A 23,374-nucleotide genomic window follows, 5' to 3' on the forward strand; every position below is an offset into this window, starting at 1 on the left:
GCACGGGCTGGTTAACCTCGGCGGCATGAAGAACCTCGACGTCGCCGCTGTCGTCACCGGAGGGGCCTCCGGCCTCGGTGAGGCCACCACCCGGGCGCTGACCGCCGCCGGGGTGGCGGTCACCGTCCTGGACCTGCAGGAGGACCGCGGGCAGGCGCTGGCCGCCGAGCTGGGGGGCCACACGACCTTCGTGCGCACCGACGTCACCGACGAGGCGTCGGTGCAGGCGGCGATCGAGGACGCGACCGGGAAGGACCGGCCGCTGCGGATCGCGGTCAACTGCGCCGGCATCGGCTGGGCCCAGCGGGTGCTCGGCCGCGACGGCGCCCCGCACGACCTGGCGCCGTTCACCCGCACCGTGACGGTCAACCTGATCGGCACCTTCAACGTGCTCCGGCTGGCCGCCGCCGCGATGGCCCGCACCGAGCCCGACGAGGACGGCGAGCGGGGCGTCGTCGTCAACACGGCCTCGATCGCCGCGTACGACGGCCAGATCGGGCAGATCGCCTACGCCGCGTCCAAGGGCGGCATCGTCGGGCTGACCCTGCCGGCGGCGCGCGACCTCTCCTCCGTCGGCGTGCGGGTCTGCACGATCGCCCCCGGCCTGGTCGACACCCCGCTGCTCGCCTCGCTGCCCGAGGAGGCCCGGACGGCGCTGGCCGCCGGCATCCCGTTTCCCAAGCGGCTGGGCCGCCCCGAGGACTTCGCCGAGCTGGCGCTGGACATCGTGCGGCACGGCTACCTGAACGGTGAGGTCGTCCGGATGGACGGCGCGCTGCGGATGGCACCGCGCTGACGGCAGCGCACATCAGGGACGAGCGCACCGGGGGGAACGCAGTGGGGGAGCAGCTGTCGGTCGTCGATGCACCGGCCCACGACCAGGTCTGGACGCCGGACTGGCCGCTGGACGTGCGCCGGACGCTGTCCCGGGACCGCCGGGGCACCGGCGACCCGACGCTGCGCTACGCCGAGGACGGCGTCTGGCGGACGACGACCACCCCCGACGGCCCGGCCACCGTGCGGCTGACCGGAGGGCCGTCGGCCATCCGGGTGCAGGCCTGGGGACCGGGCGCAGCGTGGGCGGGCCGGCGCGCACCCCGCTGGCTGGGTGCCGACGACCGGCCGGCGGACTTCGACCCGACCCCGCACCCGCTCGTGGCCCGGTTGCACCGCGGGGCGCCGTGGCTGCGGCTGGGCAGCACCGGGCGGGTGTGGGACGCACTGGTGCCCGCCGTCCTGGAGCAGAAGGTGACCGGCATCGAGGCGCACCGCACCTGGCGGGAGTTGCTGCGGCTGGCCGGTGAGCCGGCGCCCGGACCGGCGCCGGCGGGGATGCGGGTGGTGCCCTCGGCCGAGCGGGTGCTCGCGGTCACCGACTGGCAGTGGCACGGCTGCGGGCTGGACGGCGCCCGCCGCCGGTCGCTGCGGGCGGTCGCCTCGGTCGCGTCCCGGCTGGAGGCCGGCGTCCACGACGACTGCGCCGACCTGCGCCGCCGGCTGCAGTCGGTGCCGGGCATCGGCGTCTGGACCGCGGCCGAGGTGGCCCAGCGCGCCGTGGGCTGCCCGGACTCGGTCAGCGTCGGTGACTACCACCTGAAGAACCTGGTGGGCTGGTCGCTGGCCGGCCGGAAGACCGACGACGCCGGGATGCTCGAGCTGCTGGAGCCCTGGCGCGGGCACCGGCAGCGCGTCGTCCGGCTGCTGGAGATCGGCGGCAGCATGCCGCCCAAGCGGGGCCCCCGGATGGCCCCGACGCAGTACCGCTCGATCTGAACCGACCCGTCCACGGTGCTCCGCCGCGTCGGACGGGTCCTGGCCGACGGGGGTGACAGACTCCCCGCGACCGGGACCGGGGGGACGGAGATCATGAGCAGCGCTACCGAGCTGGACCGACCGGTGGTGGGAGGGTCGACCGTCGAGCGCGGTCGGCCCCGCAGCCTGACCGGGCTGTCGGTGCTCGCGGTGCTGCTCCCGTTCCTGGTGGTCGGCATCCGGCTCAACCTGACCGGTGCGGTCACCCCCGGCGGCGAGGCCGCCCTGGCCGACCTGCACGCCCGCGACGCGGCCGGGGTCGACCAGCTGGTCGGCCCGTGGGTGAGCGCGGAGGCGTCGCAGCCGGGGCCGGTCTGGTTCTACCTCCTCGCCGCGTTCCGCTCGGTCTACGGCGACTCGGGGGCCGGGTTGGTGGCGGCGTCCCTGACCCTGCACGCACTCGCGGCCGCGCTCCTGGTGCTGGCGGTCGGCCGTGCCCGGCCCTGGGACCGCCCGCTGCTGGCCCTCGTCGTCCTGCTGGTCGTGGTCCGGCTGCCGCCGGTCACGTTCGTGCAGGTCGAGGGCCCGGCTGCCCTGCTGCTGCCGACGGCGCTCGCCCTCGTCCTGGCGGCCCGCGCCGCGATCGGCAGCGCCCCGGCGTTGGCCGGGCTCGCGGTGGTCGGCACCGTGCTGGTGCAGACGGACGTCCGTACGGCGCCGCTGGTCGCGCTGCTGGCGGCCGTCGCGGCGGTCGGCTCGTCCCGCGCCTGGCGGCGCGGGAGCGGCGACCCACGGTCCACCGCGGGCGGCCGCGGGCTCCTGGCCGTGCTCATCGGCGCCCTCGCCACCGTGGCGTTGTGGGTCCCCCCGCTCTGGCAGCAGCTGCGGCCCGGCGCCCGTGGTGGGAACCTCGGCCGGCTCGCGCACGAGGTGTTCGGCAGCTCACCGGAGTCGGTGGTGTCTTGGCGAGGAGCGGTCCAGGCCGTCGGTCAGTTGCTCGGTGCCCCCCTCCGCGGGGAGTCCGGTGGGTCGGTGCCGCTGGACGTGGCGGGCGCGTCGCCGGCTGCCGCCCTGACCGTCGTCGCCCAGGTGGCCGCCGCCGTCGTCGTGGCGGGGGTGGCCCGGCGCCGGGGCCGGCCGTTCGTCGCCGCTCTCGGGCTGGTCCTGGCCGTCGCGACGGTGGCCGCCGTGTCAGCGGCACGGTCCGTGGTGGGGCAGCTCTCCAGCGGCAGCGTGCTGTGGGTGATGGTCCTCCCGATGCTGCTGCTCGCCTGTGTGGCGTGGTTGCTGGCCGGGGAGCTGGTCGGCAGGCGCCCGGGCACCCGGCGCTGGGGCCGTCCCGTGGTCGGGGTGGCGCTCACCGCCACTGCCGTGGTGGCGACGGTGGGGCTGTTCGGCGGGGCTGAGGACCTCACCGACCGGCCGGGCGTCGAGGCCGCCGCCGAGCTGGTCCGGCAGGCGGTGCCGGCAGAGCAGGACGACCAGGCGCTGGTCCTGGACGTCCGTGACCAGCGGTCGTGGCCGACGCTGGCCGGGCTGGCCAACGAACTCGACCGGGCCGACCGGCGGGTCACGGTGGAGGAGCCCTGGGTAGAGGCGTTCGGCGCCAGGCGCACGGCGACGGGCGAGGGGACGTGGCGGGTGACCCTGGTCACCGTGGCAGACATCCCGGCCGTGCCGTACGGATCGGTGATCGGCACGGTCCAGACCGACCTCGGCGAGACCGCGGTCGTCCTCGGCCCGCCGGCTCCGCCGGGCTGACCGCGGCCGAGCCGCCGGCCCGTGCGCGGGTCAGCCGCCGAGCAGGCCCAGCAGGTAGGCGCCGTAGCCGCTCTTGGCCAGCGGCTCGGCCGCGGCGCGGAGCCCCGCATCGTCCAGCCAGCCGTTGCGCCAGGCGACCTCCTCGATGCAGCCGATCTTCAGTCCCTGCCGCTCCTCGACCACCGAGACGAACTCGGTGGCCTGGCGCAGCGAGGCGAAGGTGCCGGTGTCCAGCCAGGCGGTCCCACGGTCCAGCACGGTGACGGTGAGCCGGCCCTGCCGCAGGTAGTGCTCGTTGACGGCGGTGATCTCCAGCTCGCCCCGTGCACTGGGGGTGATGCCACGGGCGACCTCGACGACGTCCGGGCCGAAGAAGTACAGCCCCGGGACGGCGTAGGAGCTCTTCGGCACCGCCGGCTTCTCCTCGATGGAGAGCACCCGGCCGGCGTCGTCGAACTCCACGACGCCGTAGGCCGCCGGCTCGGCGACGTGGTACGCGAAGACGTGCCCGCCGTCGGGCTCGGGCAACCGGGACAGGGCGGTGCCCAGACCGGCGCCGTAGAAGATGTTGTCGCCCAGCACCAGGGCGGCCGCCTGGCCGTCGAGGAAGTCCGCGCCGATGAGGAACGCCTGCGCGAGCCCCTCCGGCCGGGGCTGCACCGCGTACTCGATCCGCATGCCCAGCCTGCTGCCGTCACCCAGCAACCGGGCGAAGGAGTCGCGGTCCTCCGGGGTGGTGATGACCAGGACCTCGCGGATCCCGGCCATCATCAGCGTGGACAGCGGGTAGTAGATCATCGGCTTGTCGTAGACCGGCATGAGCTGCTTGCTCACGCCGAGGGTGATGGGCCACAGTCGGCTGCCGGTTCCCCCGGCGAGGATGATCCCGCGCACCCGGCGACCTTAGGTGCCGGGCGCCGTGGAGCGGGAGTGCCGCTCACCCCGGTGGATGAGGTGAGCCGTGGCACGCTCCACCGTCCGCCGGCGTCGCCTAGCGTCTCGGGCATGCGCGTCTTCGTCACCGGCGGTGCCGGCTTCATCGGTTCGCACTACGTGCGCACCATGCTCTCCGGCGGGTACCCGGGCTTCGTGGACGCCGAGGTCACCGTCTTCGACAAGCTCACCTACGCCGGCAACCTGGCCAACCTCGCCCCGGTCTCCGACAGCCCGCGCTACCGCTTCGTACAAGGCGACATCTGCGTCGCCGCCGACCTGGACGCCGCCCTGCCCGGGCACGACATGGTGGTCCACTTCGCCGCGGAGTCCCACGTCGACCGCTCGATCACCGGTGCCGCCGGCTTCGTGCTGACCAACGTGCTGGGCGCCCAGCAGGTGTTCGACGCCGCGCTCCGGCACGGCGTCCGCCGGGTCGTGCACGTCTCCACCGACGAGGTCTACGGCTCGATCGACTCCGGATCGTGGACCGAGGACCACCTGCTCGAGCCCAACTCGCCCTACTCGGCGGCGAAGGCGGGCAGCGACCTGATCGCTCGGGCCTACGCGAAGACCTACGGGCTGGACGTCTCGATCACCCGGTGCAGCAACAACTACGGGCCGTACCACTTCCCGGAGAAGGTCATCCCGCTGTTCGTCACCAACCTGCTGGACGGGCTGACGGTGCCGCTCTACGGGGAGGGCGCCAACGTGCGCGACTGGCTGTTCGTCGACGACCACTGCCGGGGGATCCAGCTGGTGCTGGAGAAGGGCCGGCCGGGGGAGTTCTACAACATCGGCGGTGGGCGGGAGTTGTCCAACAAGGAGCTCACCGAGCAGCTGCTGGCGGCCACCGGCCGCGACTGGAGCCACGTGGAGAACATCGTCGACCCGCGCGGCGGCGGTCACGACCTGCGCTACTCCGTCGACCACTCCAAGACCGCTGCGCTCGGCTACGCCCCGCGCATGAGCTTCGAGGACGGTCTCGCGCTGACCGTCCAGTGGTACCGGGACAACCGCGCCTGGTGGGAGCCGCTCAAGGCCGCCGCGGCGACCGCCCGCTCGTGACCGCCCCGACCTCCTGGCTGGTCACCGGCGCGGGCGGACAGCTCGGCACCGACCTGCAGGCCGTGCTGGCGGCGGACCGTCCGGACGACACCGTGACCGCGCTCGGCCGGGCCGGGCTCGACCTCACCGACGAGGCGCAAGTGCGCGCGCGGGTCCGCGGGTGGCTGGACCGGGCCCGGACGGCCGGTGCGCGGCCGGTGGTGGTCAACGCGGCGGCCTACACGGCGGTGGACGCGGCCGAGGACGACGAGGCGACCGCGCTGCTGGTCAACGGAGCCGCCCCGGGCTGGCTGGCCGAGGAGCTGGCCGGGCGCGGCCGGCTGGTGCACGTCTCCACCGACTACGTCTTCGCCGGCACGGCCAGCATGCCGTACCGGGTCGACGACGAGCCCGCACCGCGCACAGCCTACGGCCGGACGAAGCTGGCCGGGGAGCAGGCGATCGCGGCGGTGGACGACGACGCCGTCGTCGTCCGGACCTCCTGGGTGCACGCCGCGCACGGCAGCAACTTCGTGCGCACCATGCTCCGGCTCGAGCACGAGCGGGACACCGTGTCCGTCGTCGACGACCAGACCGGCAGCCCGACATGGTCGGCCGACCTGGCCCGCGGGCTGGTCGAGGTGGCGCTGGCGCCGGCCCGCGGTCTGCTGCACGCCACGAACGGCGGCGCGACGACCTGGTTCGGGCTCGCCCGGCTCGTCTTCGAGCTCGCCGGCGCGGATCCGGGGCGGGTGCAGCCCACCACGACCGACGCGTTCCCCAGCCGGGCGGTGCGCCCTGCCTACAGCGTGCTGGACCCCGCCGCCTGGGTGGCGGCCGGCCTGACGCCGTTGCCGCCCTGGGCGGCGTCCGTGCGCGCCTGCGTCGACCGGCTCGGCGCCCTCCACAGCTGACGCGAGGCGGCCGGAGCCTCGCCCCCGCCCCGAGGGGTCAGCTGGCACGCACCTCCGCGTACCGCGCCCGGCACTGGGCCATGGTCGGCAGCAGACCCTGATCACGGGCTGCGGCGAGGGTGGGCGCGGCGAGGTCCTTGGCCGACAGCTCGAACTCGACGTCGGCCGGCCAGGGCAGGTCCAGCTCGGGGTCCATCGGGTGTACGCCGAACTCCCGGCCGGGGGAGTAACCGGTAGACACCAGGTAGGTGACCGAGCTGGCATCGGCGAGGGAGACGAACGCGTGTCCCAGCCCCTCGGCCAGGTAGACCGCGCGCGGCTGCTCGCCGTCCAGCAGCACCGTGTCGTGCACGCCGAAGGTGGGCGACCCGACCCGCAGGTCGACCACCACGTCGAGCACCGTGCCGGCCGGGCAGTAGACGTACTTCGCCTGGCCGGGGGGCACCGAGGCGAAGTGCACGCCCCGCAGCGCGCCGCGGGCGGAGACGCTGTGGTTGGCCTGGGCGATCCGGAAGCCCGGGCCGATCGCCTCGGCGAGCACGTCGGCGCGGAACCACTCGGTGAACCGGCCGCGGGCGTCGCCGTGCGGGACCAGGTCCAGCGCGTAGGCATCGAGGACGGCGAGTTCACGGATCTGCACGGGTCGACGCTAACGACCGCCGTCGGAGGCGTGCACCGGGTCTCCCCCTCAGGTGGGGGTGCGCCCCAGCCACAGCCGGCCGGCCAGCGACGCACCGCCGAAGGTCGCGGCCGGCTCCCACCGGGTCGCCCAGCCCTCGGCCTGCAGCTGGACCAGCGCCGCACCGACGACCGCGCCGAGGGCCAGCGAGGTGACCGGGGTGATCGGGTCGGCCAGGTGGACGTCGACGACGTCGCCGTCGTCCCCCTCCTCGCTGCCGTACCGGAAGACCACGGGGAACTCCGGCAGCGCCGCCACGGCGGTCCGGAAGGCCTCCGTGACCGCGAGCAGGGCGCCGTCCCGGTGGGCGATCGAGGGGGCGCTGGTGCGGCTGCCGACCAGGTCCCGGGTGCCGGTGGGGAACAGGTCGCCGGCGCCGAGCCGGACCAGCGGACGGGTGCCCTGGTCCGGTGCCGGTGGCCGGAACCGCAGGCCGCGCACCACCGCCACCGGGAGGCCGCCGAGCTTGCCCTTGACCAGGTCACCGGCGGCGGCCAGCTCGTCGACCACCGCCACCTGGGTGGTCTCCAGCCGGTTGCCGTGCGTGTCGACGGCGCCGCGGTGGTCGACCAGTGCGGGCAGCCCCGCCGCCCCGATCGCCACGTCGGTGACGCCGTCCCGCCAGGGCCGACCGAAGGTGTCGCTGACCACGACCGCCACGGTCACCCCGAGCAGCTCGTGCAGCCGGTCGCGCAGCCGTCGGGCCGAGGCGTCGGCGTCCTCGGGCAACAGGACCAGGGTGTCGGAGGCGACGTTGGAGGCGTCGATGCCGGCGGCGGCCACCACCCAGCCGTGCCGCGTCTCGACGATCGACAGCGGCCCGCGGCGGGCGACCACCCGCACCGTCTCGGCGGTGATGGCCTGCTGGCGGGCGGACTCACGATCGGTGCCCGGGGGGACCGACACCAGGTTGCCCTCGACCTTGGACACGACCTTCGAGGTCACCACCAGGACGTCGTCGTCGCTCAACCAGGGGGCTGCGGCGGCGACGGCGCCGGCGAGGTCGTCGCCGGGGGAGAACTCGGGCAGCCCGGCCACCGGCAGCACCGAGATGCCCGCCGGTGGTGCGGTCACCGGTGTCCTGCTCCGGCTGCGTCCAGCGCGGCCTGGGCCAGCGCCCGCGTCGCCTCCGGTGAGCTCATCAGCAACGGGACGGCGCGCACGTCGACGCCGGGCACGGTGGCCTGGTCACCGGTGTGCACCAGCCAGGCGTCCAGCAGGCCGCCGGTGGACCGGGCGCCGTAGTGCCGGCCGACGCCCTCCGCGCTGACCTCGACGCCGACCACGGGCAGGCAGCGGTCGGCCATGCCGCGCAGCGCGGCGCCGTCGACGATGGGGGAGATGCCGACCACCCGGCCGGTGGCGGCGCGGACCGCGTCGCGGATCCCGGGCACCCCCAGCACGGTGCCGATCGAGACGACCGGGTTGGACGGCGCGAAGACCACCGCGTCGGCGGTGCTGATGGCCTCGACGACGCCGGGGCCGGGGCGGGCGTCGTCCACCCCGACCTGGACGAAGCCGCTGGCGGCCAGGGCGGCCCGGTGCCGGATCCACCACTCCTGGAAGTGGATGGCGCGCGGGCGGCCGGTGTCGGGGTCGTCGACCACGACGTGCGTCTCGACCCGCTGGTCGCTCATCGGCAGCAGCCGCACCCCCGGCTGCCAGCGCTGCGCGAGGGCGGCCGTGACGTCGGAGAGCGGGTAGCCGGCGTCGAGCATGCGGGTGCGGACCAGGTGGGTCGCGATGTCCCGGTCGCCGAGGCCGAACCAGGTCGGTTCCGCACCGTAGGCGGCCAGTTCGTCCTTGACCGTCCAGCTCTCGTCCCGGCGGCCCCAGCCACGGTCCTCGTCGATCCCGTCACCCAGCGTGTACATGACGGTGTCCAGGTCGGGGCAGATCCGCAGCCCGTGCAGGGTCACGTCGTCGCCGGTGTTGACCACGGCGGTCACCTCGGCGTCGGGAGCCGCCGCGAGGACGCCGCGGAGGAAGCGGGCGCCGCCGACGCCGCCGGCGAGTACGACGATGTGCACCCGACCATCGTGCCTGATCGGCAGAACTCCACGGCGGACCCGGGTCCGCGCCAGACGATCTGCACGAAACCGCCCGGTCTCGATGGCAGATGGTGTGGAAGAGCACGGCGTGTCGGGGTGGGCTGTGACCGCTCCAGGACGAGTTGTCACCTGTGGGACAGATGTGGTGCTGCGTTACACCGGCCCGACTTGACCTCGACTCAACGACACGCGTGTAATTCCGATGTCGTCATCAGGTGCTGGCGACTGGGACCCGCCCAGCAGCACGCGCCGGGACGCAGCGAGAGGGGACGCAACGTGATGGCCGAGGTGTCGTGGTTGACCGAGCACGAGAGCTCTGCAGCAGGCCCCACCCCGGCCTCCTCCGGGCGGGACGCGCTGGGGAGGGCGGACGTCTTCGACGCCGGGCTCCCGGGCGTGGACGCCGAGGAGCAGAGCTGGCAGGAGCGTGCGCTGTGCGCCGAGACGGACCCGGAGGCGTTCTTCCCGGAGAAGGGCGGCTCCACCCGGGAGGCGAAGAAGATCTGCACCGGCTGCGAGGTCCGCGCCGAGTGCCTGGAGTACGCCCTGACCATGGACGAGCGCTTCGGCATCTGGGGCGGGCTCTCCGAGCGTGAGCGCCGCCGCCTGCGTCGCCAGGCCGGCTGACGAAGACCTCGTACCTCCCGCACCTCCTCCCGCTCGGTCGGCGCAACGACGCGCCGACGTCGCTCGTCACCGAGTGCGCCACCCGACTGCTCCGCAGCCCTGGCCCACCGGCCCTCGCCCGTGTGGTCGACTGGGCCCGTGCACACCCGGGTCGCCGACGGCCGCACCGCCGTCGTCCGTGAGGTCCGCGCCGCCGCACCCCTCCTGACCGGGGTCGCCGCCCCGCTCCCCGCCCGCCCGCCATGGCTCACCGCCGCGCTGAACGTGCAGGCCGGCCACCCGTTCGGCCGGGTCCGCCCCCGGGCCGTGCTGGTCGGGGAGGACGCGGACAGCCGTCCCGTCGGGGCGGCCCTGCTGTCCTTCCGGCGTCGCGGCGTCGGCACCGTGGTCACCCTGCTGGGTGCCGAGCCCGGCCCGCTGCCCCCGGGACGACCTCAGTCCCGGCTGCCGGCCCGGGACGACGAGGTCGCCGCGCGGCTCGCCGCCGGGGTGATCGACCTGCTGGACCGGGTCCGGGGCCCGTGGACCCTCCGGCTGACCGGGCTCCCGCTCGGCGACCCGACGGTGCGGCACCTCGCTGCCGGGCTGCCGGACGCCCAGTTGGCCACCGCGCGCAGCCGGCGCCTGGTCGACGAGCTGGACACCGTCGCCGATGTCGTCCGCAGTCGGGACCCGGTCGAGGTCGAGCGCTGGCTGCCGGCCGTGCTGGCGCAGCTCCCCGCCGCGCAGCGGGACTTCGTGCGCGCCGCGGCCCGGCTGCACGCCGCGACCGGCGAGCTGGAGGTCGCCGTCGTCCCGGCGGACGACGGGCCGAGGGCCCTGCTGCTCACCCTGCTCGACCGGGGCGCCGCCGGGGAGGAGCGCTGGCCGTGGTGGGGGACGAGTGACGTCGGCGGGCTCCGCCGCGAGCTCGGTGCCCCGGCGGGCACGCTCACGGCCGTCGCCGGCCTCGCCCAGCTGGGCCGCCGGGGGGCGCTCAGCCGGGGTGCTGCAGCCGGCTGACCCCGCGGTCGGGTGCGGTGGCCGCGCTGTCCAGCCCGATCCGGACGACGCCGGTCGCCGGGGCCATGCCCTCCTGGCGCGGGCCGTCGGGCGCGATCGAGGCGGCCAGCCGGTAGGCCCGGCCGGTGTAGCTGGGGGCGCTGCCGTTCGGGCGCGTGTAGGTGGGGAAGAGGCCGGTCAGCTCGATGCGGTCGCCGTCACGGGCGACCTGGAGCTCCGGGCCGGCCAGGTCGGCGTACTCGGTGATGCCCCGGGCACAGCCGGCGGCCACCGGGTCGGCAGGGGGCTCGTCGGTCAGGCAGTTGTACGTGGGCAGCCGGACGTGCGCCAGGGCGCGTCGGCCGTCGGTGGTGAGGCTGACGCTGGGGTAGGTGACGGTCAGCCCCACGGCCCGCTCCTCCAGCACCACCCCGCCGAAGGTCGCCGTCGCCGCGACGCCGTCGGTGCCCAGCGGGACGGAGGAGAGCGCCAGGGCGCCCGCCTCGGGCTGGGCCGCGGCGTCGGGTGACCCGCTCTCCGGGGGCGGCGTGGCGGGCGCGGGACCGGCCGGGGTCGGTGCGGTCGCCGTCGTCCCGGTGGCGGCGCCGTCCGCCGCGGTGGCGTCCAGGCCGACGTCTGCGGACCGGCTCGTGGGTGTACCCACCGCCACGGCGGCGAGGACCAGCAGGGACGCCGCCGTGAGAGTGGTGGCGGACAGGGCCGTGCGCGACAGCGTGCCGCCGGGTGTCCGGACCGCGGTCGACGTGGCGCCCGTGCCGGTGGTCCGTGGCTGCGCTGCCGTCGGCCGGGCGCTGGCGGAGCCGGGCGGGGCCTCCAGGAAGCCGGGCAGGTCGTCGAGCACCTCGGCGTCGGTCGTCCGGTGACCGGCGTCGCGGGCGACCGGTCCAGCAGCCCGCCCCCCGGTCAGGAGGGCCGACGCCAGCGCGGCACACAGGCCGGCGGCGAGGGCCAGCAGCACCGAGACCAGCACCCACCGCGCTGGGGCCGGCGAGCCGGTGACGCCGGCCGCCGAGGCCTCCCGGCCCGGCTCGACGTCCACGAGCTCCTCGTCGGTGCCCCGCTCGACGAGCCGGTCGACCACGGCGCCGGCCGCGGCCACCGCGGTGTCCCGGTCGGGCAGCGTCACCCGGACCGCGACGGTGGCCGTGCCGGGAGCGTGCTCGGCAGCGGTGGCCTCCTCGAGCTCGGCCAGCGGCACCTCGGCCAGCGCCGGCTCGTCGGCCTGCGCCGCGGCCAGGACCTCGGCCGACCCGGCGAGCGCGGTGTACCGGTCGGCCAGCAGCACTGCCGAACCGGCGCCGGCCTCGGTGCGGGGGGTCACGGTCAGGGTCGCGGTGGCCGTCGTCGTCCGGGGCTGGAGGGCCAGCAGCACCAGGCCGACGGTGAGGACGACGAGGCCGGCGACGACCCCGGTCACGACGGCCCGCCGGGCACCGTGCCGGCCGGGCCGGCTCTGGTCAGCTGCGCTCATCTCGGCGCCCAGCATGGCAAAGGGGTCGGCCGCGGCCCGTTCAACCGGCGGGGTCGATCTCCTCGGGGTCCCGTCCCAGCAGCACCGCCACCTGGTCGACGACGACGTCCCGCACCAGGTCGGCGAGGTCGTCGCGGTCGGCAGCGCGGATCTCCAGCGGACGGCGGTAGACCACGATCCGGGCCGGGTGCTCGTGCCCGCCCTCCCGGTGCGCGGGCAGCACGCGAGCCAGCGGGACGCTGCCGTCCTCCAGCACGTCGGCGTCCAGCACCACGTCGTCGGGGCTGGTGTGGTCCACCCAGGGCACGTCCTCGACGGCGAACTCGACGCCGGCCAGCTCACGTTCCCAGCGACGCTCCAGGTCCTCGACCGCGTCCAGGACCAGGTCGTCGAACTGCTCGGCGCGGCTGCGGGACAGCGGCACCGTCGGTGGCACGAGACGACCGCGCAGGCCGCGGCCATGGCGGTCGCGCCGGGCGCGGGAAGGGAGGCGGTCCATCGCGGCAGGAGCCTACGGCCTCAGCGGACCGCAGCGGTGCCGGCGACCAGCCGGGGACGCCGGGCGGGGGGACGGCTGAGGCGGGTGGGCCAGGACGGGGAGGAGGGGGTGGACGTGCGTGATCCGGTGTGCCTCCTCCCCAGACGGCGTCGGCTGCGGATAGTGTGCCCGGCGTGAGGAACCGGTGGTGAGGCAGTCACGTCGCTGTTCGCGCAGCGGCTGCGCGCAACCGGCGGCGGCCACCCTGACCTACGTGTACGCGGAGTCCACGGCCGTCGTCGGCCCGTTGGCGACCTACTCCGAGCCGCACAGCTACGACCTGTGCGAGTTCCACGCCGAGCGGCTCACGGTGCCCCGGGGCTGGGAGGTCGTCCGGCACGAGATCGACGCCGACGACCTCGGCCCGACCGGTGACGACCTGCTGGCGCTGGCCGACGCAGTGCGAGAGGCGGCCCGTCCGGAGCCGCCGCGCGACCCGGCCGACGACGGCAGCGGCACCCGTCGCGGCCATCTGCGCATCCTCCCCAACCTCCCCTGAGACGCTGGGGCGCCCGGCGCCCACCGCGCCGTTAGGGTCGACCCGCCGGCGGTCACTCGGGCCGCGGTCACCGACTGCGAGGATGAGCTGCGTTGCCGGACCTGACATCGATCATCAAGGCCTACGACGTGCGCGGAGTCGTCCCCGACCAGTGGGACGAGACCGTCGCCCGCGCCATCGGGACCGCCTTCGCCGAGTTCGTGCACCAGGAGACGGGGGCGACCTCGGTCGTCACCGCCCACGACATGCGCGACTCCTCGATCCCGCTGTCCCGGGCCTTCGCCGAGGGCGTGCTGTCCCGCGGGCTCGACGTCGTCGAGGCCGGCCTGGGCTCCACCGACATGCTCTACTTCGCGGCCGGCTCGCTGGAGATGCCGGGCGCGATGTTCACCGCCAGCCACAACCCGGCCCAGTACAACGGCATCAAGCTGTGCCGGTCCGGGGCCGCGCCGATCGGCCAGGAGTCCGGGCTGGTCCAGATCCGGGAGTGGGCCGAGCAGCTGCTGGACGGTGCGACCGTGTTCGACCGCGACCCGGGCCGCCCGGGCACGGTGAGTGGTCGGGACGTCGCCGTGGAGTACGCCACCTACCTGCGGGGCCTGGTCGACCTCTCCGGCATCAGGCCACTGAAGGTCGTCGTCGACGCCGGCAACGGGATGGGCGGGCACACCGTCCCCGTGGTCCTCTCCGGGCTGCCGCTGGAGATCGTGCCGATGTACTTCGAGCTCGACGGGTCCTTCCCCAACCACGAGGCGAACCCGCTGGACCCGGCGAACCTGGTCGACCTGCAGGCGGGCGTCCGCGAGCATGGCGCCGACATCGGCCTGGCTTTCGACGGGGACGCCGACCGCTGCTTCATCATCGACGAGCGCGGCGAGCCGGTGAGCCCCTCGGCGATCACCGGACTGGTCGCCGTCCGCGAGCTCGCCAAGGGGACCGGGACGACGATCATCCACAACCTGATCACCTCCCGGGCGGTGCCGGAGATCGTCCGTGAACACGGGGGCAACCCGGTGCGGACCCGGGTGGGTCACTCCTTCATCAAGGCGGAGATGGCCCGCACCGACGCCGTGTTCGGCGGTGAGCACTCCGCGCACTACTACTTCCGCGACTTCTGGCGGGCCGACACCGGCATGCTCGCCGCGATGCACGTGCTGGCCGCGCTCGGCGAGCAGTCCCGCCCGTTGTCGGAGCTGACCGCCGCGTACGAGCGCTACGTGGCCTCGGGCGAGATCAACTCCACGGTCGCCGACCAGGCCGGCCGGGTGGCCGCCGTCCGCGAGACCTACGGCGACCACGACGGGGTGACCTTCGACGAGCTCGACGGCCTGACGGTCTCCCTGCCCGACGGCGCGTGGTTCAACCTGCGGGCCAGCAACACCGAGCCCCTGCTCCGGTTGAACGTCGAGGCCCCCGACGCAGCACGCATGGCGCAGGTGCGCGACGAGGTGCTCGAGGTGGTCCGCGCATGAGCGGCCCGGCCACCGGCGGCGGGACGCTGGGCATCGACCCCGAGCTGCTCGCGATCCTCGCCTGCCCGGACACGCACCACACGCCGCTCACCGTCGACGTCGGGGCGAGCGAGCTGGTCTGCCCGACCTGCTCGCGTGCTTACCCGGTGCGCGACGGCATCCCGGTGCTGCTGCTCGACGAGGCTCGGCAGCGGAGCTCATGACCTCCCCCGAGCTCGCCGAGGAGGTCCTCGACGACCTCGAGCTGCTGCGTGCCCGTGACCCCCGGGGGCTGTTGCCGGCGGTCGCGGGTGCCGGGGCCCAGGTCCGGGAGACGACGCAGCTGACGCAGGAGGCCGGGCTGCAGCGGGCGACCTCGGGTGGCCGCCCGCGTGGGCTCGTGATCGTCGGGCGGCGCGAGGGGGCGGTCGCCGCGGCGGTGCTGCGGGCGCTGCTCGGCCCGGCCAGCCCGGTGACCGTGGACGTCGTCCCGGGGCCGGACCTCCCGGTCTGGATGGGCCCCTCGGACATCGCCGTGGTGGCCACCCGGACCGGCGCCGGCCGGTACGCCGTCACCCCGGCCTACGAGGCCGCCCGCCGCGGCGTCGTGCTGGTCGGCATCGGCGCCGAGGGCGCCCCGCTGCACGGCGCGTGCGCCAGCGCCCGGGCGCCCTACGTGCCGCTGCCGGCCTCCCGGGTGCAGCACACCGCGCTGTGGTCGCTGCTCACCCCCATGCTGCTGCTGGCTGCCGACCTGGGACTCGTCGCGGAGGACGCCGCCGACACCGAGCTGGTGGCCGCGGCGCTGGACGAGGTGGCGGCGGAGTGCGGACCGGCCCGGGAGTCGTTCGTGAACCCGGCGAAGACCCTGGCGCTCGAGCTGCTGGACGCGCTGCCGGTCATCGCCGCCGAGGGCCCGCTGGCCGGGGCCGCGGCCGGCCGGGTCGCCGATCAGCTGGCCACCCTGGCCGGGCTGCCGGTGACCGGCTTCCGGCTGCCCGACCAGCGGGTCGCCGCGTGCACCGTCCTCGGCGGCCTGCTGGCGCCCGAGGGTGGGCAGGACGACTTCTTCCGCGACCGGACCGACGACGCCGGCCGACGGCTGCGGCTGATCACCATCCGCGACGCGGACGCCGGCGAGCACGACGCCGGGGAACGAGACCCACGGTCGGCCGGGGAGGCGATGCAGGAGGTGCTGCGCACCGCGGCGGCGCACAACGTCCCGGTCAGTGCGCTCGCCGAGCAGGCCGAGCCGGAACGGCACCCCCGGCTGGCCAGGCTGGCCCGGCAGCTCTCCGTCGCCGACTTCAGCGCCGTCTACCTGGCGCTGGCGCTGGACCACGAGCGGGCGTTCCACACCTGAGCGGGTGCACGACTCGGTGGACGTGGTCGGCGGTTCGGCCGTGGACGCCGCTGGGCCGGAGGTATCGTCCGGCGCGATGTGGCAGATGACGAACGCCGTGCGCCATTACCCCTGGGGATCCCGCACGGTCATCCCCGAGCTGCTCGGACAGCCCTCACCGGCTGACCAGCCGCACGCGGAACTGTGGATGGGCGCGCACCCGGGGGAGCCGAGCGTGCTCTCCGACGGTCGACCGCTGGACAAGGCGATCGCCATGGACCCGGAGACGATGCTGGGTGCAGAGGCCCGGCACCGCTTCGGTGACCGGCTCCCCTTCCTGATGAAGGTCCTCGCGGCAGACGAGCCGCTGTCCCTCCAGGCGCACCCGACCACCGCTCAGGCAGAGGTCGGGTTCGCGGCGGAGGAGGCCGCGGGCGTCCCGCTCGACGACCCGACGCGGACCTTCAAGGACCCGTTCCACAAGCCGGAGATCCTGCTGGCGATCACGCCGGTCGAGGCGCTCTGCGGCTTCCGCCCGCTCGTGGAGTCGCTGCACTGCCTGGCCAAGCTCCAGCTGACCGAGCTGCTGCCCACCGTCGCCGCACTCGCCCACGGGGGCCTGCGGACGGCGATCCCCCAGCTGCTCGCACTGTCCGAGCGGCGCCGCGAGTCGCTGGTCAGCGCGGTGGCGGACAAGGCGGCGAGCTTCGTCGCCAAGCACGACCCCGAGTTCATCAACACGTACCGCTGGGCGGAGAACCTCGCCGAGGCGTACCCGGGTGACCCGGGCGTGGTCATCTCGCTCCTGTGCAACCACCTCACGCTGGCGCCGGGTGAGGCGGTCTTCCTGCCCGCCGGCAACCTGCACGCCTACCTCAGCGGTGCCGGTGTCGAGGTGATGGCCAGCTCGGACAACGTGCTGCGCGGCGGGCTGACGAGCAAGCACGTCGACCTGGCGGCGCTGATCGAGGTCCTGGACTTCACCGACGGCAAGGTGCCGGTCATCCACCCGGTGCTCGGCCGCGGTGGCCTGCGGTATCCCGTGCCCGTCGACGACTTCGACCTCACCCGGTGCCAGGTCGACGTCGACCCCGGTGTGCTGACCACAGCCGGGCCGCAGGTGGTCTTCTGCGCGGAAGGCGTCGCGGTGCTCACCGGCGCGGACGGCGACCTGACCCTGCGGCAGGGACAGTCGGCGTTCGTGCCGGCCGGGCAGGCGGTCTCCGCCCGCGGGCCCGCGGTGCTCTACCGCGCCACCACCGCGCAGCCCTGACGGGACCGCGGGGCCGCCGGGTGGAGCACGCCGGCGGGTAGGCTCGACCGTGGCACGAGCCCCGCCGAAGCCTCGGCATGCTCGCTCGCCCCGCAGCCGCGGGGACACAGCGACCGACAGAGCCCGCCCGCCCCGGGCAGGGCCGGACACTGGAGCGACATGACCGCCAGCACTGGCACCCGCACCCTGACCGACGGCGACTTCAAGGTCGCCGACCTCTCCCTGCACGGCTTCGGCCGCAAGGAGATCTCCCTCGCCGAGCACGAGATGCCCGGCCTGATGGCGCTGCGCGCCGAGTACGGCGACGCCCAGCCGCTGGCCGGCGCCCGCATCGCCGGATCGCTGCACATGACGATCCAGACGGCCGTGCTGATCGAGACGCTGGTCGCCCTCGGCGCCGACGTCCGCTGGGTGAGCTGCAACATCTTCTCCACCCAGGACCACGCGGCCGCCGCGATCGTCGTCGGCGACGGCACCCCCGAGGAGCCCACCGGCGTGCCGGTCTTCGCCTGGAAGGGCGAGACCCTGCCGGAGTACTGGTGGTGCACCCAGCGGCTGTTCGAGTTCACCGACGCCGACGGCACCCTCATCGGGCCGAACATGCTGCTGGACGACGGCGGCGACGCCACCCTGCTCGTGCACCTCGGCACCCGCTTCGAGGCCGACGGCGTCGTCCCGGACACCACCGAGGCCGACTCCGAGGAGTACGGCGTCATCCTCGACGCGCTGCGCACGAGCCTCACCGAGGACGACCAGCGCTGGACCCGGATCGGTGCGGCCATCAAGGGCGTCACCGAGGAGACCACCACCGGGGTGCTGCGGCTCTACGAGCTCGCCCGCGAGGGCCGGCTGCTCTTCCCGGCGATCAACGTCAACGACTCGGTCACCAAGAGCAAGTTCGACAACCTCTACGGCTGCCGGCACTCGCTGATCGACGGCCTGAACCGCGCCACCGACGTGATGATCGGCGGCAAGGTCGCCGTCGTCTGCGGTTACGGCGACGTCGGCAAGGGCTGCGCGGAGTCGCTGCGCGGCCAGGGTGCCCGGGTCATCGTCACCGAGATCGACCCGATCAACGCCCTGCAGGCGGCGATGCACGGCTACGAGGTGACCACGCTCGACGAGGTGATCGGCAAGGCCGACATCATCATCACCACGACCGGCAACAAGGACATCATCTCCGCCGAGCAGCTGGCCTCGACCAAGCACCAGGCGATCATCGGCAACATCGGTCACTTCGACAACGAGATCGACATGGCCGGCCTGGCCCGCACGCCGGGCGTGGTGCGGACGACGATCAAGCCGCAGGTCGACGAGTGGCGGTTCGCCGACGGCCACACGATCATCGTGCTCTCCGAGGGGCGGCTGCTGAACCTGGGCAACGCCACCGGGCACCCGAGCTTCGTGATGAGCGCGTCGTTCTCCAACCAGACGCTGGCCCAGATCGAGCTGTGGGGCAACCGCGCCGCCTACGAGGGCCAGACCCCCGGCGTCACCGTGCTCCCCAAGAAGCTCGACGAGCACGTCGCCCGCCTCCACCTGGACGCCCTCGGGGTGAAGCTGACCACGCTGAGCAAGGTGCAGGCCGACTACCTCGGCGTCCCGGTCGAGGGCCCGTACAAGAGCGACCACTACCGCTACTGAGGAAGGACCGCCCTTCCCCCCACGCCTCGCAGGCTCGGCGCGGGCCCCTGAAGGGTGGCCGCTCCAGCACGTCACCTGGTCGCAGCCCGGGCCCGAGGGGGCCCGGGCTGCTCCGTCCGGGGAGTCTCCCGGGCGGGGCGGACCGCTGGGTGGACTTCGTCACGCATTATGGGTCCGTGCCACCTTCAGCTCCCACTGCCGGGACCAGCCGCGGCCGCGTCCTCGTCGTCGACGACGACGCCGCCCTCGCCGAGATGCTGGGCATCGTGCTGCGCCGGGAGGGCTACGAGCCGGCGTTCGTCTCCGACGGGGCACGGGCCGTGGCGACCTTCCACCAGGTCCGCCCGGACCTGGTCCTGCTGGACCTGATGCTGCCCGGCCGCAACGGCCTGCAGATCTGCGCCGACATCCGCACCCAGTCCACCGTGCCGATCGTGATGCTGACCGCCAAGGGCGACACGATCGACGTCGTCCAGGGCCTGGAGGCCGGGGCCGACGACTACGTGACCAAGCCGTTCAAGCCGGTCGAGCTGGTGGCGCGGGTGCGGGCACAGCTGCGCCGTGGGGAGAGCGGTCAGGCGGAGACCCTGGCCATCGGCGACGTGCAGATCGACGTCCCGGCGCACCAGGTCACCCGGGACGGCGAGCCGATCGCACTGACCCCGCTGGAGTTCGACCTGCTGGTGGCCCTCGCCCGCAAGCCCCGGCAGGTCTTCACCCGGGAGCTGCTGCTCGAACAGGTCTGGGGTTACCGGCACGCGGCCGACACCCGGCTGGTGAACGTGCACGTCCAGCGGTTGCGCGCGAAGGTGGAGCGCGACCCGGAGAAGCCCGAGGTGGTCCTCACCGTCCGCGGGGTGGGCTACAAGGCCGGCCCGCCGTGACGTGGGCACCCTGCCGGTCGTGAGCACCCCGCCGGTCGTGAGCACCCCCACCGGGGAACCGGCCGCCGACCGGGCCGGCGTGGCGGCGCCGGGCAGTGCCGCCGCCGGCGCGCCCGGGTCCCGGCCTGCCCGTCGTCCGCCGTCTGCACGGGTCCGCCGCCGGGTGCGCCGCACGCGGCGGCGCGCAGTGGTGGTCGGGGGGCGTGCCCTGCGCCGCGCGCTGCACGCCTGGCGGTCCTCGCTGCAGGTGCGGATCGGCGCCATCACCATGCTGGTGGCCAGCACGGTCGTGGTGATCGTGAGCCTGGTGCTGTTCAGCCAGATCAGCGACCAGCTGCTCCGGGTCAAGCGCGACGCCGCCATCGATCAGGCGCTGAACGGGGTGGCGTACGCCCAGACCGAGGTCAGCGGCATCGCCACCGGTGACTCGGCGAGCGTGCGGTCCACGCTGGCCCGCACGGTCACCGGGCTGACGTCCCGGGGTGGTGCAGCCGGTGACTTCGACGTCGTGATGGTCTACGGCTCCGGCGACCAGGAACGTCCGGCGTGGAGCCGGCTGGAGATCTACCCCGCCCTCCCGGCCGACCTGCGTGCGGAGGTGGCCGACGGGTCACCGGCCTACCGGTACGCGGAGGTGCCCGGTGCGCAGGGTGAACCCGTGCCCACCCTGGTGGTGGGCGCGCCCGTGCCCACCGACGCCCGCAGCGGCGACCGGGTGGAGGTCTACTTCGCCTTCCCGCTGGACCAGGAGCAGGAGAGCCTGGGGCTGATCCGCAGCACCGTGGTGATCAGCGGGACGGCGCTCGTGCTGTTCGTCGTGGGCATCGGTGTGCTGGTGACGCGGCTGGTCGTCGGCCCGGTGCGCCGCGCCGCCGGAGGCGCGCAGCGACTGGCGGCCGGGCACCTGGAGGAGCGGCTGGCCGTGCGCGGCGAGGACGACCTGGCGCGGCTGGCCACCAGCTTCAACGCGATGGCCGAGAGCCTGCAGAAGCAGATCACCCAGCTGGAGGCGCTGTCGCACCTGCAGCAGCGGTTCACCTCCGACGTCTCGCACGAGCTGCGCACGCCGCTGACCACCGTGCAGATGGCGGCGGACGTGCTGCACGAGGCGCGCGCGGACTTCGACCCGGCCGTCGCCCGCTCCGCGGAGCTGCTCCGGGCGGAGCTGGACCGTTTCGAGGGGCTGCTGACCGACCTGCTGGAGATCAGCCGGTACGACGCCGGTGCGGCGACGCTCGAGGCGGAGGCGCAGGACCTCGGCCCGCTGGTCGAGCGGGTCGCCGCCGGGATGACCGTGCTCGCCGAGCGGCACGGCTGCACGCTGGAGGTCGACGTCCCGGCGTCGGCGGTCATCGCGGAGGTGGACGGGAGACGGGTGGAGCGGGTGCTGCGCAACCTGATCGGCAACGCGATCGAGCACGGGCAGGGTCAGCCCGTCGAGATCACCCTGGCCGCCAACCGGTCGGCGACGGCGATCACGGTGCGCGACCACGGGGTCGGCCTGGACCCGGTGGCGGCCCAGCACGTGTTCGACCGGTTCTGGCGCGCCGACCCCTCCCGGATGCGGACCGTGGGCGGCAGCGGCCTCGGCCTGTCGATCAGTCTCGAGGACGCCCGGCTGCACGGTGGCTGGCTGCAGGTGTGGGGCCAGCCCGGGCAGGGTGCCCAGTTCCGGCTCACCCTGCCGCTGACCGCCGGCGCCGACCTGGCCAGTTCCCCGCTCCCGCTGCGACCGGCGCCCACGCGCCTCGTCGGGGGCGCGTCGTGACCGGCCCCCGCGCCGGCCGCCTGGCCCCACTCGTCGCGTTGCTCGCGGTGTCCGTGCTGGCCGGCTGCAGCACCGTGCCCAGCAGCTCCCCGACGGTGCGGATCACCCAGGCGGCCGCCCCGCCGGCCGGCGCTGTCGGCATCGAGCCGCCGGCGCCGGTGCCGGGCGCGACCCCGGAGGAGGTCGTCCGTGGGTTCATCGACGCCAACGCCAGCACCGTCCGCAACCACCCGGTGGCCCGCCAGTACCTGACCGAGGAGGCCGCGACGGCCTGGCGCGACACGGAGGGGCTCACCGTCATCAGCGGCGACTACGCACCGGTGCGCACCGCACCCGGCGTCGTGGAGGTCACCGCCGCCCAGGTCGGCACCGTCGACCAACGCGGCAGCTTCACCGTCGGCACCGGGGAGGTCTACAACCACAGCTTCACGCTCACCGACGAGTCGGGGGAGTGGCGGATCAGCGACCCGCCCGATGGGCTGCTGATGCTCGAGCCGGACTTCGCCCGCACCTACGAACCCGTCGACGCCTACTTCCTCGACCAGTCCGGCACCCGGGTGGTCCCCGACCCCCGCTACCTGGTCGAGGGCGGTGCCCAGCCGAACACGCTCGTCGAGCGCCTGCTCGACGGCCCGTCCCCGCAGATCTCCGCCGGTGTGCTCAACCCGCTGGCCGGTGCGGAGCTGCGCAGCACGGTGAGCACCTCCGGCCGGACGGCGACGGTCGACCTCACCTTCCCCGCCGACGTCGACGACGCGACCCTGCAAGCGGCCTCCGCACAGCTGGTCTGGTCCCTGGACCAGCTGGACGTGACCTCGGTGGTGGTGCTGCGTGACGGGCAGGAGCTCGGCCTGCCGGACGTGCCCGAGGAACAGCGGGTCGACGACTGGCAGCAGTACGACCCCGACGTCGTCCCGGCCGACGCGGTCGGGCACTACGTGGCCGACGGTGCGCTGCGTCGCGCCTCCGACGGCAGCGCCGCACCCGGGCCCGCGGGGGAGGGGGTGTACGGCCTGGAGTCGGCGGCGGTCTCGGTCGACGGCCGGACCGGTGCGCTGGGGCTCACCGCCGGGGTGTCGACCTCGGTCTCGCCGTCGGGAGCGCCGGCCACGCTGTACGCCGGTCAGTACGGCGGGGAGCTGGTGCCCGCGCTGACCGGCAACAGCTTCACCGAGCCGACGACGGCCGGCACCCGGGCCGAGGTGTGGACCGTGCGGGACGGCTCCGAGGTGATCAGGCTGCCCGAGGGTGGGGCGCCGCAGACCGTCAGCGCCCCCACGCTGCCCGGACTCGGCCGGGCGACCACGTTCCAGCTCTCCCCGGACGGCTTGCGGGCCGCCGTGGTGATCGACGGCCCCGAGGGCGGGCAGCTCTACGTCGGGACGGTCGTCCGGGCCGAGGACGCGGTCAGTGTCCGGGACCTGCGGTCGGTCGCCCCCGCGATCCGGCAGGTCGTGGACGTCGCCTGGCGGAACGCCGGGTCGCTGCTCCTGCTGGCCGGTGACCCGAGCACCGGGCGCACCGTGCCCTACGAGGTGAGCGTCGACGGCTGGGGGCTCAGTGAGCTGACCACCTCGGGGCTGCCCGCGCAGCCGACCGGCGTCGCCGCCGCACCGGGGCGTCAACCCCTGGTCAGCGCCGGCGGCACGCTGTGGCAGCTGCCCGGGGGCAACTGGGTCACCGCCGTGCGCGGGGCCGAGCCGCTGCCCGGAGGGGCGCCCTTCTACCCGATGTGACC

General features: G+C 74.7%; 22 protein-coding genes. 16 read left to right on the forward strand and 6 right to left on the reverse strand.

The features are described from left to right. Window positions 1-25: 25 nt before the first annotated feature. The 3 genes from O2W20_RS05175 (at window position 26) to O2W20_RS05185 (ending at window position 3,513) form a co-directional block, all read left to right on the forward strand. Window positions 26-796 (forward strand): SDR family NAD(P)-dependent oxidoreductase, encoded by a 771-nt coding sequence (locus O2W20_RS05175; RefSeq protein WP_269170663.1) that lies wholly within the window; start codon window positions 26-28, stop codon window positions 794-796. A 41-nt stretch (window positions 797-837) separates the two neighbouring features. Beyond that, window positions 838-1,773: a DNA-3-methyladenine glycosylase family protein gene (locus O2W20_RS05180; protein ID WP_269170664.1), complete on the forward strand. Its 936-nt coding sequence runs from the start codon at window positions 838-840 to the stop codon at window positions 1,771-1,773. A gap of 93 nt (window positions 1,774-1,866) precedes the next feature. After that, window positions 1,867-3,513, forward strand: a complete 1,647-nt coding sequence (locus tag O2W20_RS05185) for a hypothetical protein (protein ID WP_269170665.1) — start codon at window positions 1,867-1,869, stop codon at window positions 3,511-3,513. A gap of 30 nt (window positions 3,514-3,543) precedes the next feature. Here O2W20_RS05185 and rfbA read toward each other — a convergent pair whose 3' ends face one another. Continuing rightward, the gene (gene rfbA, locus O2W20_RS05190; RefSeq protein ID WP_269170666.1) at window positions 3,544-4,407 is read right to left on the reverse strand and encodes a glucose-1-phosphate thymidylyltransferase RfbA; all 864 of its coding nucleotides are present in this window, start codon (window positions 4,405-4,407) and stop codon (window positions 3,544-3,546) included. Between the two features lie 111 nt (window positions 4,408-4,518). Between rfbA and rfbB the strand changes: the two genes are divergently transcribed. Together rfbB and rfbD are read left to right on the forward strand one after the other, a co-directional pair. Then, a complete protein-coding gene (gene rfbB / locus O2W20_RS05195; RefSeq protein WP_269170667.1) occupies window positions 4,519-5,514 on the forward strand; it encodes a dTDP-glucose 4,6-dehydratase in 996 nt (331 codons plus the stop codon). Next, on the forward strand, window positions 5,511-6,407 hold the full coding sequence (rfbD, locus tag O2W20_RS05200; protein ID WP_269170668.1) for a dTDP-4-dehydrorhamnose reductase: 897 nt from the start codon (window positions 5,511-5,513) through the stop codon (window positions 6,405-6,407). The genes rfbB and rfbD overlap by 4 nt, the downstream gene beginning before the upstream one ends. A gap of 37 nt (window positions 6,408-6,444) precedes the next feature. On the opposite strand, the gene O2W20_RS05205 is transcribed toward rfbD, so the two are convergent. From O2W20_RS05205 to cofD, 3 genes are read right to left on the reverse strand one after another with little or no spacing between them, the layout of a single operon-like run. Beyond that, on the reverse strand, window positions 6,445-7,047 hold the full coding sequence (locus O2W20_RS05205; RefSeq protein WP_269170669.1) for a dTDP-4-dehydrorhamnose 3,5-epimerase family protein: 603 nt from the start codon (window positions 7,045-7,047) through the stop codon (window positions 6,445-6,447). 48 nt (window positions 7,048-7,095) lie between these two features. Beyond that, the gene (locus tag O2W20_RS05210; protein ID WP_269170670.1) at window positions 7,096-8,160 is read right to left on the reverse strand and encodes a coenzyme F420-0:L-glutamate ligase; all 1,065 of its coding nucleotides are present in this window, start codon (window positions 8,158-8,160) and stop codon (window positions 7,096-7,098) included. Beyond that, window positions 8,157-9,116 carry a 2-phospho-L-lactate transferase gene (gene cofD / locus O2W20_RS05215; RefSeq protein ID WP_269170671.1) on the reverse strand — a complete coding sequence of 320 codons (960 nt, stop codon included), beginning with the start codon at window positions 9,114-9,116 and terminating at the stop codon, window positions 8,157-8,159. Before cofD ends, O2W20_RS05210 begins: the two co-directional genes overlap by 4 nt. A 318-nt stretch (window positions 9,117-9,434) precedes the next feature. On the opposite strand from cofD, the gene O2W20_RS05220 reads away from it, so the two are divergent. Next, window positions 9,435-9,764: a WhiB family transcriptional regulator gene (locus O2W20_RS05220; RefSeq protein WP_442928933.1), complete on the forward strand. Its 330-nt coding sequence runs from the start codon at window positions 9,435-9,437 to the stop codon at window positions 9,762-9,764. 138 nt (window positions 9,765-9,902) lie between these two features. Next, window positions 9,903-10,766: a hypothetical protein gene (locus O2W20_RS05225; RefSeq protein ID WP_269170673.1), complete on the forward strand. Its 864-nt coding sequence runs from the start codon at window positions 9,903-9,905 to the stop codon at window positions 10,764-10,766. On the opposite strand, the gene O2W20_RS05230 is transcribed toward O2W20_RS05225, so the two are convergent. Next, window positions 10,741-12,237: a hypothetical protein gene (locus tag O2W20_RS05230; protein WP_269170674.1), complete on the reverse strand. Its 1,497-nt coding sequence runs from the start codon at window positions 12,235-12,237 to the stop codon at window positions 10,741-10,743. The genes O2W20_RS05225 and O2W20_RS05230 overlap by 26 nt on opposite strands. 40 nt (window positions 12,238-12,277) lie before the next feature. Continuing rightward, a complete protein-coding gene (locus tag O2W20_RS05235) occupies window positions 12,278-12,736 on the reverse strand; it encodes a metallopeptidase family protein (protein WP_269158658.1) in 459 nt (152 codons plus the stop codon). Window positions 12,737-12,923: 187 nt separating this feature from the next. On the opposite strand from O2W20_RS05235, the gene O2W20_RS05240 reads away from it, so the two are divergent. The 9 genes from O2W20_RS05240 to O2W20_RS05280 all read left to right on the forward strand — a co-directional run bounded on the left by O2W20_RS05240 (window position 12,924) and on the right by O2W20_RS05280 (window position 23,372). Then, entirely contained in the window at window positions 12,924-13,274 is a 351-nt protein-coding gene (locus O2W20_RS05240; RefSeq protein ID WP_269170675.1) for a DUF3499 domain-containing protein, read from the forward strand. Window positions 13,275-13,366: 92 nt separating this feature from the next. Continuing rightward, the gene (locus O2W20_RS05245; protein WP_269170676.1) at window positions 13,367-14,746 is read left to right on the forward strand and encodes a phosphomannomutase/phosphoglucomutase; all 1,380 of its coding nucleotides are present in this window, start codon (window positions 13,367-13,369) and stop codon (window positions 14,744-14,746) included. Continuing rightward, window positions 14,743-14,949, forward strand: coding sequence for a Trm112 family protein (locus O2W20_RS05250; RefSeq protein WP_269170677.1), 207 nt, complete (start codon window positions 14,743-14,745; stop codon window positions 14,947-14,949). Before O2W20_RS05245 ends, O2W20_RS05250 begins: the two co-directional genes overlap by 4 nt. After that, window positions 14,946-16,088, forward strand: a complete 1,143-nt coding sequence (locus O2W20_RS05255) for an SIS domain-containing protein (RefSeq protein WP_269170678.1) — start codon at window positions 14,946-14,948, stop codon at window positions 16,086-16,088. The genes O2W20_RS05250 and O2W20_RS05255 overlap by 4 nt, the downstream gene beginning before the upstream one ends. A 4-nt stretch (window positions 16,089-16,092) precedes the next feature. Continuing rightward, window positions 16,093-17,340 (forward strand): mannose-6-phosphate isomerase, class I, encoded by a 1,248-nt coding sequence (manA, locus tag O2W20_RS05260; RefSeq protein WP_269170679.1) that lies wholly within the window; start codon window positions 16,093-16,095, stop codon window positions 17,338-17,340. Window positions 17,341-17,499: 159 nt separating this feature from the next. Further along, on the forward strand, window positions 17,500-18,984 hold the full coding sequence (gene ahcY / locus O2W20_RS05265) for an adenosylhomocysteinase (RefSeq protein WP_269170680.1): 1,485 nt from the start codon (window positions 17,500-17,502) through the stop codon (window positions 18,982-18,984). 176 nt (window positions 18,985-19,160) lie between these two features. Further along, window positions 19,161-19,868, forward strand: a complete 708-nt coding sequence (gene mtrA / locus O2W20_RS05270) for an MtrAB system response regulator MtrA (protein WP_269170681.1) — start codon at window positions 19,161-19,163, stop codon at window positions 19,866-19,868. 19 nt (window positions 19,869-19,887) lie between these two features. Beyond that, window positions 19,888-21,636, forward strand: a complete 1,749-nt coding sequence (gene mtrB, locus O2W20_RS05275; RefSeq protein ID WP_269170682.1) for an MtrAB system histidine kinase MtrB — start codon at window positions 19,888-19,890, stop codon at window positions 21,634-21,636. Further along, window positions 21,633-23,372 (forward strand): LpqB family beta-propeller domain-containing protein, encoded by a 1,740-nt coding sequence (locus O2W20_RS05280; protein ID WP_269170683.1) that lies wholly within the window; start codon window positions 21,633-21,635, stop codon window positions 23,370-23,372. The genes mtrB and O2W20_RS05280 overlap by 4 nt, the downstream gene beginning before the upstream one ends. The last annotated feature ends 2 nt before the right edge of the window (window positions 23,373-23,374 follow it).

Source organism: Modestobacter sp. VKM Ac-2982 (genome assembly GCF_026967935.1).
GTDB lineage: Bacteria > Actinomycetota > Actinomycetes > Mycobacteriales > Geodermatophilaceae > Modestobacter.